Source organism: Pedobacter sp., assembly GCF_035566355.1.
In the GTDB taxonomy this organism is placed as follows: Bacteria; Bacteroidota; Bacteroidia; order Sphingobacteriales; family Sphingobacteriaceae; genus Pedobacter.
Map to the genome: position 1 here is coordinate 1 of NZ_DATMRL010000463.1, position 14,393 is coordinate 14,393.

Annotated in this window: 12 protein-coding genes; 8 read left to right on the forward strand and 4 right to left on the reverse strand. The window is 42.1% G+C overall.

The features are described 5' to 3' along the window. On the reverse strand, positions 1-1,117 hold a 1,117-nt coding region (locus tag VNZ46_RS17895), incomplete at its 3' end, for a TCR/Tet family MFS transporter (protein WP_325561397.1). 70 nt (positions 1,118-1,187) lie between these two features. On the opposite strand from VNZ46_RS17895, the gene VNZ46_RS17900 reads away from it, so the two are divergent. The 4 genes from VNZ46_RS17900 (at position 1,188) to VNZ46_RS17915 (ending at position 6,691) form a co-directional block, all read left to right on the forward strand. Beyond that, positions 1,188-1,751, forward strand: coding sequence for an NAD(P)H-dependent oxidoreductase (locus VNZ46_RS17900; protein ID WP_325561398.1), 564 nt, complete (start codon positions 1,188-1,190; stop codon positions 1,749-1,751). 82 nt (positions 1,752-1,833) lie between these two features. After that, positions 1,834-3,660: a HAMP domain-containing sensor histidine kinase gene (locus tag VNZ46_RS17905; RefSeq protein ID WP_325561399.1), complete on the forward strand. Its 1,827-nt coding sequence runs from the start codon at positions 1,834-1,836 to the stop codon at positions 3,658-3,660. Positions 3,661-3,672: 12 nt separating this feature from the next. Then, positions 3,673-4,374, forward strand: a complete 702-nt coding sequence (locus VNZ46_RS17910) for a response regulator transcription factor (RefSeq protein ID WP_325561400.1) — start codon at positions 3,673-3,675, stop codon at positions 4,372-4,374. Between the two features lie 40 nt (positions 4,375-4,414). Then, the gene (locus VNZ46_RS17915; protein WP_325561401.1) at positions 4,415-6,691 is read left to right on the forward strand and encodes a helix-turn-helix domain-containing protein; all 2,277 of its coding nucleotides are present in this window, start codon (positions 4,415-4,417) and stop codon (positions 6,689-6,691) included. Here VNZ46_RS17915 and dapF read toward each other — a convergent pair. Next, on the reverse strand, positions 6,688-7,473 hold the full coding sequence (gene dapF, locus VNZ46_RS17920) for a diaminopimelate epimerase (protein ID WP_325561402.1): 786 nt from the start codon (positions 7,471-7,473) through the stop codon (positions 6,688-6,690). The genes VNZ46_RS17915 and dapF overlap by 4 nt on opposite strands. Before the next feature lie 199 nt (positions 7,474-7,672). Here dapF and VNZ46_RS17925 point away from each other — a divergent pair, with 199 nt between their 5' ends. The 4 genes from VNZ46_RS17925 (at position 7,673) to VNZ46_RS17940 (ending at position 12,834) form a co-directional block, all read left to right on the forward strand. Next, positions 7,673-9,187, forward strand: coding sequence for a trypsin-like peptidase domain-containing protein (locus VNZ46_RS17925; RefSeq protein WP_325561403.1), 1,515 nt, complete (start codon positions 7,673-7,675; stop codon positions 9,185-9,187). 170 nt (positions 9,188-9,357) lie between these two features. Continuing rightward, entirely contained in the window at positions 9,358-10,038 is a 681-nt protein-coding gene (locus VNZ46_RS17930; protein ID WP_199076160.1) for a succinate dehydrogenase cytochrome b subunit, read from the forward strand. Between the two features lie 27 nt (positions 10,039-10,065). After that, complete coding sequence (locus VNZ46_RS17935; protein ID WP_325561404.1) at positions 10,066-12,045, forward strand: fumarate reductase/succinate dehydrogenase flavoprotein subunit; 1,980 nt, start codon at positions 10,066-10,068, stop codon at positions 12,043-12,045. Between the two features lie 18 nt (positions 12,046-12,063). Then, positions 12,064-12,834 carry a succinate dehydrogenase/fumarate reductase iron-sulfur subunit gene (locus VNZ46_RS17940; protein WP_108555347.1) on the forward strand — a complete coding sequence of 257 codons (771 nt, stop codon included), beginning with the start codon at positions 12,064-12,066 and terminating at the stop codon, positions 12,832-12,834. Between the two features lie 85 nt (positions 12,835-12,919). Here VNZ46_RS17940 and VNZ46_RS17945 read toward each other — a convergent pair whose 3' ends face one another. Together VNZ46_RS17945 and VNZ46_RS17950 are read right to left on the reverse strand one after the other, a co-directional pair. Further along, positions 12,920-14,167, reverse strand: coding sequence for a M56 family metallopeptidase (locus VNZ46_RS17945; protein WP_325561405.1), 1,248 nt, complete (start codon positions 14,165-14,167; stop codon positions 12,920-12,922). Then, a partial coding sequence (locus VNZ46_RS17950) for a BlaI/MecI/CopY family transcriptional regulator (RefSeq protein ID WP_325561406.1) occupies positions 14,164-14,393 on the reverse strand: 230 nt, incomplete at its 5' end. The genes VNZ46_RS17945 and VNZ46_RS17950, both read right to left, overlap by 4 nt.

The window sequence follows — 14,393 nt, forward strand, 5'->3', positions numbered from 1 at the left end:
TGGTAAAGTAGTAAAAGATATAGGTCATAAACCAGGGGCCGAAAATAGAGCTCAGGCTCATTAAGCTGGTTAAGCCCCCTTGCAGTTCTCCCTGTTCGTTTGCGGGAACCTGATTGGTCATAATACCTTGCAGCGCCGGGCCAGCGATGCCACCTAAAGCATAGGGCACCATATAGGCAAACATCATCCAGCTCTTGTTGGCCAGGCCAAAAAGGACCATGCCTATGGCATAGAGTGTGAGGCCAATCCAGATGCTGCGTTCCTGCCCAAGTTTGGGGATCGCAATCCGGATCAGGCCGCCCTGCACAACAGCGATCATAAGTCCGATGAAACCCAGGGAATAGCCCACCAGATCCTCACTCCACTTGAACTTTTGCATGGTGTAAAAGGTCCATACACTTTGCACGGCATGCCCGGCAAAATATACAACGAATAAACATACCGATAGATTGATCACGGAGGGATATTTCCTGAGTTGTATCAGGGTACCCAAAGGATTACATCTTTTCCAGTCAAGAGGCCGGCGGTGCTCTTTGGATAAAGATTCCGGAAGTATAAAGAAGCCGTATAAAGCATTGATGAAAGCCAGGGCCGCTGCTGCATAAAAGGGATAATGGGTGTCTATTTTTCCCAGGATGCCTCCGATTACAGGGCCAAGGATAAAACCAAGACCAAAAGCCACGCCGATCATTCCAAAGTTTTGGGCACGTTTTTCAGGTGTACTGACATCTGCAATATAAGCGGAAGCTGTAGTAAAACTGGCGCCGGTGATCCCTGCAATGATCCGGCCGACAAACAGCCAGCCAATGGTAGGCGCAAAGGCAAGGAACAGATAATCGATCCCGAATCCCAGTAAAGAAAAAAGGAGTACAGGTCTTCGTCCATATTTATCACTTAAGTTTCCAACCAGGGGTGCGCAGAGAAACTGCATGACGGCATAGGCCACCAGAAGCAGGCCGGAAATCCGCGATGCGTCGCTAACATTGCCGTGAATGAGGCCTTCAATGAGCTTGGGGAAAACAGGTATAATAATGGCTAGTCCTATTACATCAATCAAAAGGGTAATGAAAATAAAACTTAATCCTGCCGGACGTTTTTCTTGTTGAATCTGGTTCATAACCTCAAATGTAATTAAATCACTAAACAAGATGCAGTCAGCAGATGTTATAATTTAAAAATAAGGAACGATGTATAAGCTGAAAATTATATCTGCTACTGTACGGCCTGGGAGGAAAGGTCCTGTAATCGCCAATTGGATAGCGGACATTGCCCGCCGAAATGAGGATTTTGAAGTGGAACTGCTGGATCTTGGAGAAGTAAAGCTCCCGATGATGGATGAGCCCAATCATCCCTCGCTCCAGAAATATCAGCATCAGCATACCAAAGACTGGAGTGCTAAAATTAACAGTGCTGATGCCTTTATTTTTGTGACCGGGGAATATAATTTTGGGTATCCTGCCCCATTGAGAAATGCACTGGAATATCTGCAAAAGGAATGGGCTTATAAAGCGTCCGGCATAGTCAGTTATGGAGGGATCTCCGCTGGTACGCGGGCAGCAAACAGTTTAAAGGGAGACCTTGCTACCTTAAAGATCGTTCCTCTGGCAGATGCCGTATTTATTCCGTTTTTTGCGAAACTGATTAACGAGCAAAATGAATTTGTGCCAGGCGAGATCTCCTTAATTGCTGCAGATAATATGTTGAAAGAGTTGCTTCGCTGGACAAGAGCCTTGAAAACAATGCGTGAATAAGGTCTGGAAAGGCTAAGCCTTTAAGTTAAAAAGTGTTAAAAACACAGCTTTATGTTCATGCTTCGTTAATTTTGAATAGATCATGAAGAAAAGGAGCTTTTGGCTGATTACCGCGCTGATGACTATTGCGCTGGTAGGTGTGGTTGTAATGCAGTTATATTACATCAGGCAGGCCTATGAACTAAATTCTGAGGTGTTTAAACAAAATGTTAACCAGGCTTTAACTGCTGTAGTAAACAAGGTACAACGGAGGAATGCAGCCAGTTTGATTACACGGAAGGATTTTGAGTGGAGATTGAAGAGAGAAAAGGAGCAGCGTGATAAAGAAAAGACGATTGCTGGCCTGGAAGAACGTTATAAGGAGGGGGAACGCAAGCGTAAGTTTGAACAACAGCGTATGATCATTGACGACCTGAATCTCCAGGACAGCATCATCAGGGCGGTCTATTTAAATCCGACCATCATTTCAGAGGCCGATTATATTGCCTTAAGCAGTCAGTCTACAACACCTTTAAATGTAGATGTAAGTGTCGCTTTTGATTCAGATCTGAATGTTGTTGGCGGCAATGTTAGAAAGACATTTATGCTTTCCAGGGCAAGAACATTTAGTATGCGCCCTTATAAACTTCCCGATAGTATTCGCTACCTGGTCTATAATAAGCTGGATGGAAAACCTCTAAAAGTGTCTGTAGCTACGGTCGATGGGGATGTTGCGTTGCGGTTTAACAGAGATGATACTCTGGCAAAAAGGCGTTATGAACGGGAAATGAAACAATTGAAAGCGGATACCGTTCCATTATTCAATTCCAGTAATTTTAATTTGGTGGAGGAAACAGCAAAGGAGATGGAAAGGGGAGATGTTCCAATAACCCAAAGAATTTCAAAAGATGTGCTGGATACCCTTATTAAAAGAGAACTGGTCAATAATAATATTGACCTTCCCTATGATTTCTGGGTGAAACTGGTCAATAGGGATTCTTTGCTGTATAAAAAAGTCTCCAATACAGCAGCAGAGGTTTTACCCTCCAATACCTATCAAACAACTTTGTTTAGCAATGATATCTTAAGAGATCCCGGAATGCTCTATGTTAGTTTTCCGAATAAAAGTGAGGCCATTTTTGGTAATATGGGAGTTACGCTTGCTTCCTCTGGCGGATTGTTGCTGATCCTGATTTTTATTTTCTCTTATACGCTTTACGCTATATTAAGGCAAAAGAAAATCTCAGAGATGAAAACGGATTTCATCAACAACATGACACATGAGTTTAAAACTCCGGTGGCGACAATTATGATTGCCAGTGAGGCACTTAAAGATCCGGAGATTGTAGAAGATAAAAGCCGCATTAAACGGCTTGCGGGAATTATTTATGATGAAAATGTCCGTTTAGGCAACCATATTGAGCGTGTGCTGAGTATCGCCAGGTTGGAAAAAAATGAGCTCCACCTTGAAAAAACAGAGGTCGATATGAATGATCTGATTGCTGCGGTGGCAGATAGTATGAGCCTGCAGCTCCAGAAAAGAAATGCAACACTGACCCTCAATCTGGATGCCGTGCATCCGGTAGTTAAGGGGGATGAGTTACACCTTTCCAATGTGATCTATAACCTGATCGATAACGCAAATAAGTACAGTATGGAAAGTCCGGTCATTGAAATTACAACGAAAAATACCCCGCGAAATCTCTTAATCCAAATTACCGATCATGGAATTGGAATGACGAAAGATCAGACCAAGCGGATTTTTGATCAGTTTTACCGGGTTCCAACCGGAAACCTGCACGATGTAAAAGGTTTTGGTCTGGGTTTGAATTATGTGCAGGATATTGTTACCCAGCTGGGCGGAAATATTAAAGTGCAGAGTGAAAAAGACAAGGGGACTGTTTTTGAAATAACTTTACCATTAATTTAAATATCTTTATATATGCTCAAAAAAATTCTACTTGTGGAAGATGATCCAAACCTGGGCTTGCTCTTACAGGATTATCTGCAGTTAAAAGGTAAGTTTGATGTTGTGTTGTGTGTTGACGGGGACGAAGGTTTGCGTGCATTTCATAAGCAGAGCTTTGATCTGTGTATCCTGGATGTGATGATGCCAAAAAAAGATGGCTTTACACTGGGTAAAGAGATCAGAAAGATCAATCAGCATGTGCCTATTATTTTTGCAACTGCGAAAGCTATGATGGAAGATAAGGCCTCTGCTTACGATCTGGGAGGAGACGATTATATTACTAAGCCATTTAGAATAGAAGAATTGCTGCTTCGCATCAATGCTTTACTGAAAAGGGTCTCAGCCGCCAGGGAATCTGATGAGAAGGAGCCTCAGCAAACCCAGTTTGAAATTGGGAATTATGTGTTTGATTATACCACACAGCTCATTTGGTTTAACGGACAACAACAGAAACTGTCTACCAAGGAGGCGGAACTCTTGCAATTGCTTTGTTTAAAGAAAAATTCTGTACTGACCCGTGAAGAAGCTTTGCTGAGCATCTGGCACGATGATAATTATTTTAACGGACGGAGTATGGATGTGTTTTTAAGTAAGTTGCGTAAATACCTGCGGGAAGACCCAAAGGTAGAGATTTTGAATGTTCACGGTAAAGGATATAAGCTTTTGGTTAATTAATTTTTTAATGGATTAATCAAAATCTTGCTATCTTTGTTTCATGGCTGAAACGAATCCTGCTGAGCTTGCTGCAAAATTTATCAATTATACCTCCAGACACATTTTTCTTACCGGAAAGGCTGGTACCGGTAAAACTACTTTTCTCAGGAATTTAATCGAGCTGACCCATAAAAGGGCGGTTATTGTAGCGCCAACAGGAATAGCAGCCATTAACGCAGCGGGAGTAACGATACACTCCCTTTTCCAGCTTCCCTTCGGGACTTACCTGCCCAAGCAGCCGGTGGCAGGAGAAGTGCAGGGAAATCAACACTACAATACGCCTAAATCTATTGTCCGGCATCTGCAGATGAACAGCACCAAACGCCGGATCTTTACGGATCTGGAGTTGCTGATCATTGATGAGGTCAGTATGCTGCGGGCAGATCTTTTGGATGCCATAGATATGGTACTTCGTTATATACGGAGAGATAATTCAAGTTTTGGAGGCGTACAGGTACTTTTTATTGGTGATTTGCATCAGCTGCCACCGGTAGTGAAATCCAGCGAATGGCCTTTGTTAAGTACATTTTATCAGAGTCCTTATTTTTTTGATGCTCATGCATTGCTGCATCACCCGCCTATTTATATAGAATTGGAAAAGGTGTACAGACAAGCAGATGAGGTTTTTATTAACCTCTTGAATAATCTGAGGAATAACGCGGCTACTGCTGCAGATGTGGCCTTACTGCAACAACATTATAAAGAGAATTTCAGCCCGCCTGTTACAGAAAAATACATTACCCTGACAACGCACAACCAAAGGGCGGATGCTTTGAACAGGCAAAGTCTGGACGCGTTGAAATCTCCGTCTTATTTTTATAAATCGGCCATTGAAGATGAATTCAGTGAGTCCTCCTATCCGGCAGAGCAGAGTCTTGAATTGAAAGTAGGTGCACAGATCATGTTTATCAAAAATGATCCTTCGCCGGAAAAGAGATTCTTTAATGGAAAAATTGCAACCGTGGTGTCATTGGCAGCCGATGCTGTTGAAGTAGAAACGGAAGGAGAGCGGGAGCGGATCAAACTGGAAAAATATACCTGGAAGAATATCAGATATACCACTGATAAAGTAACCCATGAGATTAAGGAAGAGGTGATCGGAAAGTTTATACAATACCCGATCAAGCTGGCTTGGGCAATTACTGTGCATAAAAGTCAGGGTTTGACATTTGATAAGGCGATTGTCGATATTGGCAATGCTTTCGCGCCGGGTCAAATTTATGTGGCCTTGTCCCGGCTCCGGTCTTTGGATGGCTTGGTACTCACTTCCCCACTTCCTTCAGCAGGTATCCGTCAGGATCCAAATGTTTCTCTTTTTTCTAAAAATAAGGTCGACGGATCAGTGCTTGGCGATCAGATTAAATCGGAGAGTGAAGTGTTTTTGCAGCGCTATCTTCTAAAGTGTTTTGATTTAACGAGCCTTGATAATTATGTTTATGAGCATGTTCATTCCTATACCAAAGATCTGAATAAATCGGCGAAACAAAAGCATTTTAAGTGGGCTCAGCAATTGTTGAGGGAACTGAGTGAACAAAAGGTGAATGCCAGCAAGTTTTTGGCTCAGATACAGCGGCTTTGTGCGGATAAGACTGAAGCTGGTTTGAATTTGCTGCTGGACCGTACAATTGCAGCAGAGAATTATTTTAATCCATTGCTTCAGCGGATGTCAAAGAATATTTTTGACCGTATGGAGCTGGTTAAACAGGATAAGCAAGTGGTTGCTTTTCTAACAGAACTGTTGGAGATGGAGTCTCTGTTCTACGAACAATATAAAAATATCAGGAAGGCTACTGCGCTTCTGAAAGCGACGATAAGGGGAGAAGAATTTACAAAAAAAGATGTCAATGACCTGCTGGATGAAGCCAATCGTGAATTTGAAATGAAAAAGGTATTCGCGATGCCTAATACACTGGATTTTACGGCAAAAAAAAGCAAGACATCGAAGACGAAAAAGACGGAGGCCAAAGAAAAGGTTCCAAAAGTAGATACAAAGGAGCTCTCCCTCCAGTTGTTGAAAGAAGGCAAGACAGTACAGGAAATAGCTACAGAAAGAAAAATGGCGCTTGGGACTATAGAAGGTCATTTGGCTCACTACATTGCAAGGCAGGAAATCTCTGCAAAAGAGATTATAGGGGCTAAAAAACTTCAAAAGATCCTGGAGGCTATCCGCGACCTTAAGACCTTACAAATGAATCCTATCCGGGATCGTCTTGGCAGAGAATACAGTTTTGGTGAGATTAAAATTGGCATTGCTGCACACCTTGCCGAAGGAGATTAAACGTCGATTGTTCCGGCAAAGACCTGCTCTGCTGGTCCACAAAGAAAAATATCGGTGAAGACATCTCCATCATAATCAAATTCAATGCGGAGCTTTCCGCCCAATACTTTGATGGGTGTGCTGATATGGCCACTCTGACCTTTATGTTTAGCCATAGATAAAGCGACAGCGGTAACACCTGTTCCGCAAGCGTAAGTTTCATCTTCAACCCCCCTTTCGAAGGTTCTTACAAAGAGATGGTCGCCCTTGTCTTCTATGAAATTCACATTAATGCCCTGTTCTTTGTAGGTATCATTGTTCCGGATGGATTTTCCTTCCAGATATACATCCAGTCTTTCCAGGTCAGTAACCTGCTCTACATAGTGAGGAGAACCTGTGTTCAATACATAAGCCTCACCATCCTGGCTGATGTGGTCCACATCGATCATCTGTAATTCTACCCAGTTGCCTTCAGCTGTAATTTTGGCGTGATGCGGACCGTCTACAGCCAAAAAGTCAGTTTTTATGTCGATAATGCCCAGGAATTTGGCAAAAGCAACGATGCAACGTCCACCGTTACCGCACATACTTCCCGGCCTGCCATCCGCATTAAAATAAAGCATCTCAAAATCATAGCCAGGATGCTCCTGCAGCAACATTAATCCGTCGCCGCCAACCCCAAATCGCCGATCACATATTTTTTCTATATCTTTATAATTCAGTTGGTTGTATTCTTTTTTTCTGTTGTCGATCAGAATGAAGTCGTTGCCGGCGCCCTGGTATTTATAGAATGGAATGTTCATTTATTTTATTTGCTCCCGATTTAACATTTTTTAACTAAATAATGATGCTGAGCAGATACAAATATCGTGCATATGGTATTAAATTTGAACATAGGATTATAAAAATAATTATTTCACTCATTTACAGCCATTAAAACCGGATTAATGATGTTTTGAAACAGATATAATAATTGATATACACCATAAACATACAGAACAAATGAAAAGGATAGGATTAGTAATTTTAGCGGCACTGGTAGGTGGTGCTGCAGCAATTGGCGCCTATAGATTTTTAGAGCGCGGTCAGGATGGGATGTCTATTGAAGAAAAGCAAAAGGTGCTTTTTGCAAGTAACCCGATTAAGATTTCCTCGGCAGGGGCAGTAGATTTTGTGCAGGCGGCAGCTGCGGTTTCACCGGCAGTAGTGCACATCAGAACAACATTTAACAGTTCAAATAACAGCGGGGGTTCTTCTCCAATGGATATGATGGAACAGTTTTTTGGCGGCGGGGGCAGATCCCGTGCTCCAAGGGCAGCATCAGGATCAGGAGTAATCTTAACGCCCGACGGATATATTGTAACCAATAACCATGTGGTAGAGAATGCGGAGAAAGTTGAAGTGGTTTTGTCGAACAGGAAAAAAGTGATTGCCAAAGTAATTGGTGCTGATCCAAATACAGACCTTGCATTGATTAAAGTTGAGGCAACAGATTTACCAGTGGTAAAGATGGGTAATTCAGATAATGTACAGGTTGGAGAGTGGGTATTGGCCGTAGGCTTCCCATTAGATCTGCAAACCACAGTAACTGCAGGTATTGTAAGTGCTAAATCCAGATCTATTGGGATTTTGGCCAGAAATCAGCAGCCAACTGAAGAAGAATATGAACAATACCAAAGAACAGGTAAAAGACCAGCCAACAGCAGCATTGAATCGTATATTCAGACCGATGCCGCCATTAACCCAGGAAACAGCGGTGGTGCTTTAGTCAATGCAAATGGTGAATTGATCGGTATCAATGCCGCTATTGCTTCTCAAACAGGAACAAATGAAGGTTATGGTTTTGCAATTCCAGTAAACCTTGCTAAAAAAATCCTGGAGGATTTTAAAAAGTATGGCGCAGTAAAACGCGGTTATATCGGCGTTACTTTTACCCCACTTGATGCGGATCAGGCCGAACGTCTGAAAGTTAAAGATATAGACGGTTTATATGTGAGCGATGTAATGCCTGATGGCGGTGGTGCGGCTGCAGGAATTAAACCGGGTGATATCATTAAAAAAGTAGAAGGTAATGTGATCTACGATTCTCCTGATCTTCAGGAAAAAATAGGACGTCTGAGTCCAGGTGATAAAGTTAACCTGACAATTTTAAGAGATGGTCAGCTAAGAGATATGAGTGTTACCTTAAGAGGTGATAAGAGTGTAGGCGTTGTGGCTAAAGCCAATGGCGCCAAATCTACCGGAGCAAGCATTTCTAAACTGGGCGCTTCGTTTTCACCAGCACCAGCTGGATTAAAAGCGAAATATGGTGTGAGAAATGGTGTGGTGGTCACTAATGTGGAAGAAGGGAAAGCATTTGACTCTTTTGATATTTCAAGAGGTACGCTGATTACTTCAATCAATGGTAAGGCGGTGAATAGTGCAAAAGATGTAGAAGAGGCATTGCCTACTTCCAGAAACGGAAGAACAACCATCTCAGGCGTTGGAGACAATGGTAAATTTACGATTGCGTTCTAAGCCTTAAAAATTTTAAGTGAAAGGGGAGCTTCATTAGAGCTCCCCTTTTTTATTTATCATCCTTATGTCATCTTAGAACGTTTCTAAATAGTCGATTTGTGCTTGGAATTACCAATTTAATTCATTTATTAAATACTTTTGCAGGAATAGAATTATAAAAAAACAATCAAATGGCTAGTTTCGGAAACGCTTTTTCCTCCTCTATCGGAAAAAAATTAATAATGGGCATTACCGGCCTGTTCTTGGTTTTATTTTTAATAGTGCATTGCTTTATCAATGCACTGATCTTTATCAATGACGGTGGACTTACTTTTAATATTGGGGCGCATTTTATGGCCACCAACTGGCTGATCAGGGCTGGAGAGATTGTCCTGTTTGTAGGGCTTATTGCACACATTGTTCAGGGTGCACGTTTAACTTTTCAGAACCAGGCAGCGCGTCCGGTAAAATATGCGGTAAGCAACGGTAATGCAAATAGTAAGTGGTATTCCCGCTCCATGGGCTTACTGGGTACCCTGTTGCTGATCTTTTTAATTGTGCATTTGTCTAATTTTTGGGTAGTATCCCGGTTTACCGGTATTCCTACGACTGATGCGAATGGACATGAAGATCTGTTTGCTGTGATGAAGGAAACTTTTAAAAATATCTGGATCGTTGTATTGTATGTGCTGGCAATGGTTTCCCTTGCTTATCACTTATTACACGGTTTTTCCTCTGCATTTCAAACTTTGGGATGGAACCATAAGAAATATACGCCGCTTATTAAAGGCGTTGGTGTATGGTATTCTATTATCATCGCGTTGCTTTTCGCTTTAATGCCAATTGCAATCTATGCAGGTTTTATTAATTAATTTTTGAACGTATAAGCTTAAAATAACATGGCAGAATTAAATGCTCATATACCAGAAGGTGAATTAACCGAAAAATGGACTAAGTTACGTTCTTCTATGCCTTTGGTAAATCCAGCCAATAAAAGGAGTATAGAGATCATCGTGGTAGGATCAGGACTGGCAGGCGCTTCAGCCGCGGCTACCCTGGCTGAAATGGGATATAAGGTAAAATGTTTTTGTTTCCAGGATTCGCCCCGCAGAGCGCACTCTATTGCGGCTCAGGGTGGTATCAATGCAGCAAAAAACTATCAGAATGATGGAGACAGTACTTACCGTTTATTCTATGATACCATTAAAGGTGGTGATTACCGCGCCCGTGAAGCAAACGTACATCGTTTGGCAGAAGTAAGTGCGAACATTATAGACCAGTGTGTGGCACAAGGTGTGCCATTGGCCAGAGAATACGGAGGTTTGTTAGACAACCGTTCCTTTGGAGGTACACAGGTACAAAGAACTTTTTATGCTGCAGGTCAAACTGGTCAGCAATTGCTTTTGGGTGCATACAGTGCTTTAGAGCGTCAGGTGGGAATGGGTAAAGTAGAAATGTTTACCCGTCATGAAATGCTGGAAGTGGTGGTTATTGATGGAAAGGCACGTGGTATTATTGCCCGTAACCTGATCACCGGTGAACTGGAACGTCATTTTGGACATGCTGTACTGCTTTGCAGCGGCGGTTATGGTAACGTATTTTATTTATCTACCAATGCGATGGGCAGTAACGTAACAGCAGCCTGGAAAGCGCACAAAAAAGGCGCGTTCTTTGGTAACCCTTGTTATACACAGATCCACCCAACCTGTATTCCGGTTTCAGGCGATCATCAGTCCAAGCTGACCCTGATGTCTGAGTCATTGCGAAACGATGGACGGATCTGGGTACCTAAGAAAAAAGACGATCCGCGTAAGGCAACAGATATCCCTGAAGACGAAAGAGATTATTATTTAGAGCGCAGGTATCCTGCTTTTGGTAACCTGGTGCCACGTGACGTGGCTTCTCGTGCAGCCAAAGAAAGATGTGATGCCGGATATGGTGTGGGTGCTTCTAAATTAGCGGTTTATCTGGACTTTAAAGCCAATACAGAACGTTATGGAAAGATAGAAGCCAATAAGCATAATATTCATAATCCAGATAAAGAAACCTGCATGAGACTGGGCAGGGAAGTGATTAAAGAGAAATATGGTAACTTGTTTGACATGTACAAGCAGATTACCGGAGAAGATCCATATGAGCTTCCTATGCGTATTTATCCTGCAGTTCACTATACCATGGGCGGTTTATGGGTAGATTATAATCTGATGACCACTGTACCGGGCTTATATGCTTTAGGGGAGGCCAACTTCTCTGATCATGGTGCAAACCGCTTAGGTGCATCCGCATTGATGCAGGGTCTGGCAGATGGATATTTTGTGATTCCTTATACAATTGGCGCTTATTTGTCAAAAGAACTGGCCACCAAGCCTATCCCGACAGATCACCCGGCCTTTGTTGAAGCTGAAGCCAGTGCAAAAGCGATTCTGGATAAGTTCTTTGCGATAAAAGGAACGAAATCGGTAGATCATTTCCACAAGAAACTAGGTAAGATCATGTGGGAAAGATGTGGTATGGCGCGTAATGCAGAAGGTTTGAAAAAAGGTATCGAGGAAATCCAGCAATTGCGCAAGGAATTCTGGTCTGATCTGCGTGTTCCTGGTGATGCCAATGAGTTGAATCCGGAACTGGAGAAAGCAGGCCGGGTAGCTGACTTTATTGAACTGGGCGAACTGATGTGTATGGATGCATTGAACAGAAATGAGTCTTGCGGCGGTCACTTCAGAGAAGAATACCAGACAGAAGAAGGCGAGGCTTTAAGAGATGATGTGAACTACGCTTATGTTTCTGCATGGGAATACAAAGGTGATGTAACTTTTGAACTTCATAAAGAAGAGCTGAAGTTTGAAAATATTAAGGTTGCACAAAGAAGTTATAAATAGGTAAAAAATCCCAATACCATGAGTACAGGAAATATGAATTTAACGCTGAAAGTATGGCGTCAAAAAAATAACATTGCCAAAGGTAGTTTGGTAGATTATAAATTATCTAATATTTCACCTGATATGTCATTCCTTGAAATGTTTGACGTATTGAACGAAGGCCTTGTTGACAAAGGAGAAGAACCTGTTGTTTTTGACCACGATTGCCGCGAAGGTATTTGTGGGGCCTGCTCTATGTTTATCAATGGCCAGCCTCACGGACCGCTTCAGGGGGTAACCACCTGTCAGCTGCATATGCGTTCCTTTAAAGATGGTGATACCATCGTTGTGGAACCATGGAGAGCAAAAGCATTCCCGGTGATCAAGGATTTAATGGTGGATCGTACGGCATTTGACCGCGTTATTGCAGCCGGAGGTTTTATCTCTGTGAATACTGGAAATGCGCAGGATGCAAATAATCTCCCTATTCCTAAGGTGAAGGCAGATTCGGCTTTCGAGGCTGCAGCCTGTATCGGATGTGGTGCTTGCGTGGCTACGTGTAAAAATGCTTCGGCAATGCTGTTTGTTTCGGCAAAAATTTCACAACTGGCACAATTGCCTCAGGGACAGCCGGAACGTTACCGTCGTGTTCAAAGCATGGTTTCGCAGATGGATGCGGAAGGTTTTGGTAACTGCACCAATACCGGAGCCTGCGAAGCAGAATGCCCTAAAGGAATATCATTAGAAAATATAGCCAGGATGAACAGAGATTTTTATTCGGCAAAATTTGTTTCTGAGGAAGAAGTTTAATAAATTTATATCTCGAGACAAGGATATTAAACGAAGCCCCTGCCGTATTGGTTGGGGCTTCGTCCTTTTTAGAAGGGGCTGATTTCTATTTGCTTAAAGAAAAGGAGATTGGGATATTGTATTTTACCCTAACTGGTTTTCCTTTAACCAATCCAGGATTCCAGTTGGGGCTTTCTTCTAATACTCTTACAGCCTCTTCATCTGTACCATAGCCTAGTTTTCTATCGACATGAATATTGTTGAGTTTACCGTCTTTTTCTACGATAAAGGATAGAAATACTTTGCCTTGAATATTATTCTTTACTGCACCTTCGGGATATTTGACAGAGCTGTGCAGGTATTCGTAGAATTTCTTCATACCACCCTTAAACTCTGGTTGTTTCTCGATACTGACAAAATCATAAACTTTATCCTGTCTGGGTTGTCCATTCTGATCAAGTAAGCCATTCGACATAAAGAATGAAGTGTTCAATGGAATGCCTTCTGTAAGCTTGGCAACTTTATCATTGGTTCTAAGTGTCGCAGACGATAGGGTTAAAGTCAATGCGAATAAAGGCAGGAAAAGGCCATACTTCAGTACAGCTCTTTTTTTTGATTTTTCTTTGTACAACATAGTGATTCTTTTTTTAAGTTGAGATTGAGTGAAAAAATGATTGTTCAGGGAAGTTCTTGGAACCTGGAAAGAACTACTCAGCAGAAGCATGGCGTATTCTTCCTTATCCCCCTGGAAGTTTGCCGCCTGCTCATCTGCCAGATATTCATGAAGGTTTCGAATACTGCGTTTATAGAAATAAAGGATGGGATTGAACCAGTTGAGTATAGTCAATACCTCAAAAAATAAAACATCTGCGGTATGCCATTGCTTAATGTGGATATCCTCATGCTGATGAATGATGTCAACGTTAGGTAAGTCCGGATCTATGGATTTCCTGTTGAGGAAAGAAAATGCTGTTCCTTTTTTTGTTGTCTTTAGGGATATTGATACGCTGAAGAGCTGCGCAATCAGTCTGGATGTGAAGAACAACAGGCCTGCCAGATAAATCATGACAATTAAGCTTCCGATCCATACAGCATAGGAATCAGGGGGCGCCTGGTTAAATTCGCTGATATAGGAATTGAGCTGATAGGCACCCATATAAATAGGTTGGCTGACCGTTTGACTGGCAAACCATTCAAATCTTAAGAATGGAATAACTATCGAAAGTATGCCTGCAGACAGCAGATAAATGCGGTTCAGCATGAAGTATGTCTCTTTGTTCAACAGCAGTTTGTAGAAGCCGTAAAATACCACGAGGTAAATATTGACTTGCAGGATGTAATGGGCCCAGTTCATTTTTGTTTGTCTTTAATGTTGTTGATCATCTTTAAAATCTCATCTACGTCATTGAGGTCAATTTTTTCCTCTCTAACAAAAAAGGAAAACATGCTTTCCACAGAATTTTCGAAATAACCGCCCATCAGTTTTTCTGTAGCATGGCGTTTATAATCTTCCTTACTGATTAAAGCATAGTATTGATGTGATTTTCCAAAGGCATGGTGGCCTATAAAACCTTTAGTCT

Excerpts from the sequence above, each read along its gene's own strand:
- VNZ46_RS17900 (WP_325561398.1), top strand. The coding sequence starts at position 1,188 with ATGTATAAGCTGAAAATTATATCTGCTACTGTACGGCCTGGGAGGAAA.
- VNZ46_RS17905 (WP_325561399.1), top strand. The coding sequence starts at position 1,834 with ATGAAGAAAAGGAGCTTTTGGCTGATTACCGCGCTGATGACTATTGCG.
- VNZ46_RS17910 (WP_325561400.1), top strand. The coding sequence starts at position 3,673 with ATGCTCAAAAAAATTCTACTTGTGGAAGATGATCCAAACCTGGGCTTG.
- VNZ46_RS17915 (WP_325561401.1), top strand. The coding sequence starts at position 4,415 with ATGGCTGAAACGAATCCTGCTGAGCTTGCTGCAAAATTTATCAATTAT.
- dapF (WP_325561402.1), bottom strand. The coding sequence starts at position 7,473 with ATGAACATTCCATTCTATAAATACCAGGGCGCCGGCAACGACTTCATT.
- VNZ46_RS17925 (WP_325561403.1), top strand. The coding sequence starts at position 7,673 with ATGAAAAGGATAGGATTAGTAATTTTAGCGGCACTGGTAGGTGGTGCT.
- VNZ46_RS17930 (WP_199076160.1), top strand. The coding sequence starts at position 9,358 with ATGGCTAGTTTCGGAAACGCTTTTTCCTCCTCTATCGGAAAAAAATTA.
- VNZ46_RS17935 (WP_325561404.1), top strand. The coding sequence starts at position 10,066 with ATGGCAGAATTAAATGCTCATATACCAGAAGGTGAATTAACCGAAAAA.
- VNZ46_RS17940 (WP_108555347.1), top strand. The coding sequence starts at position 12,064 with ATGAGTACAGGAAATATGAATTTAACGCTGAAAGTATGGCGTCAAAAA.
- VNZ46_RS17945 (WP_325561405.1), bottom strand. The coding sequence starts at position 14,167 with ATGAACTGGGCCCATTACATCCTGCAAGTCAATATTTACCTCGTGGTA.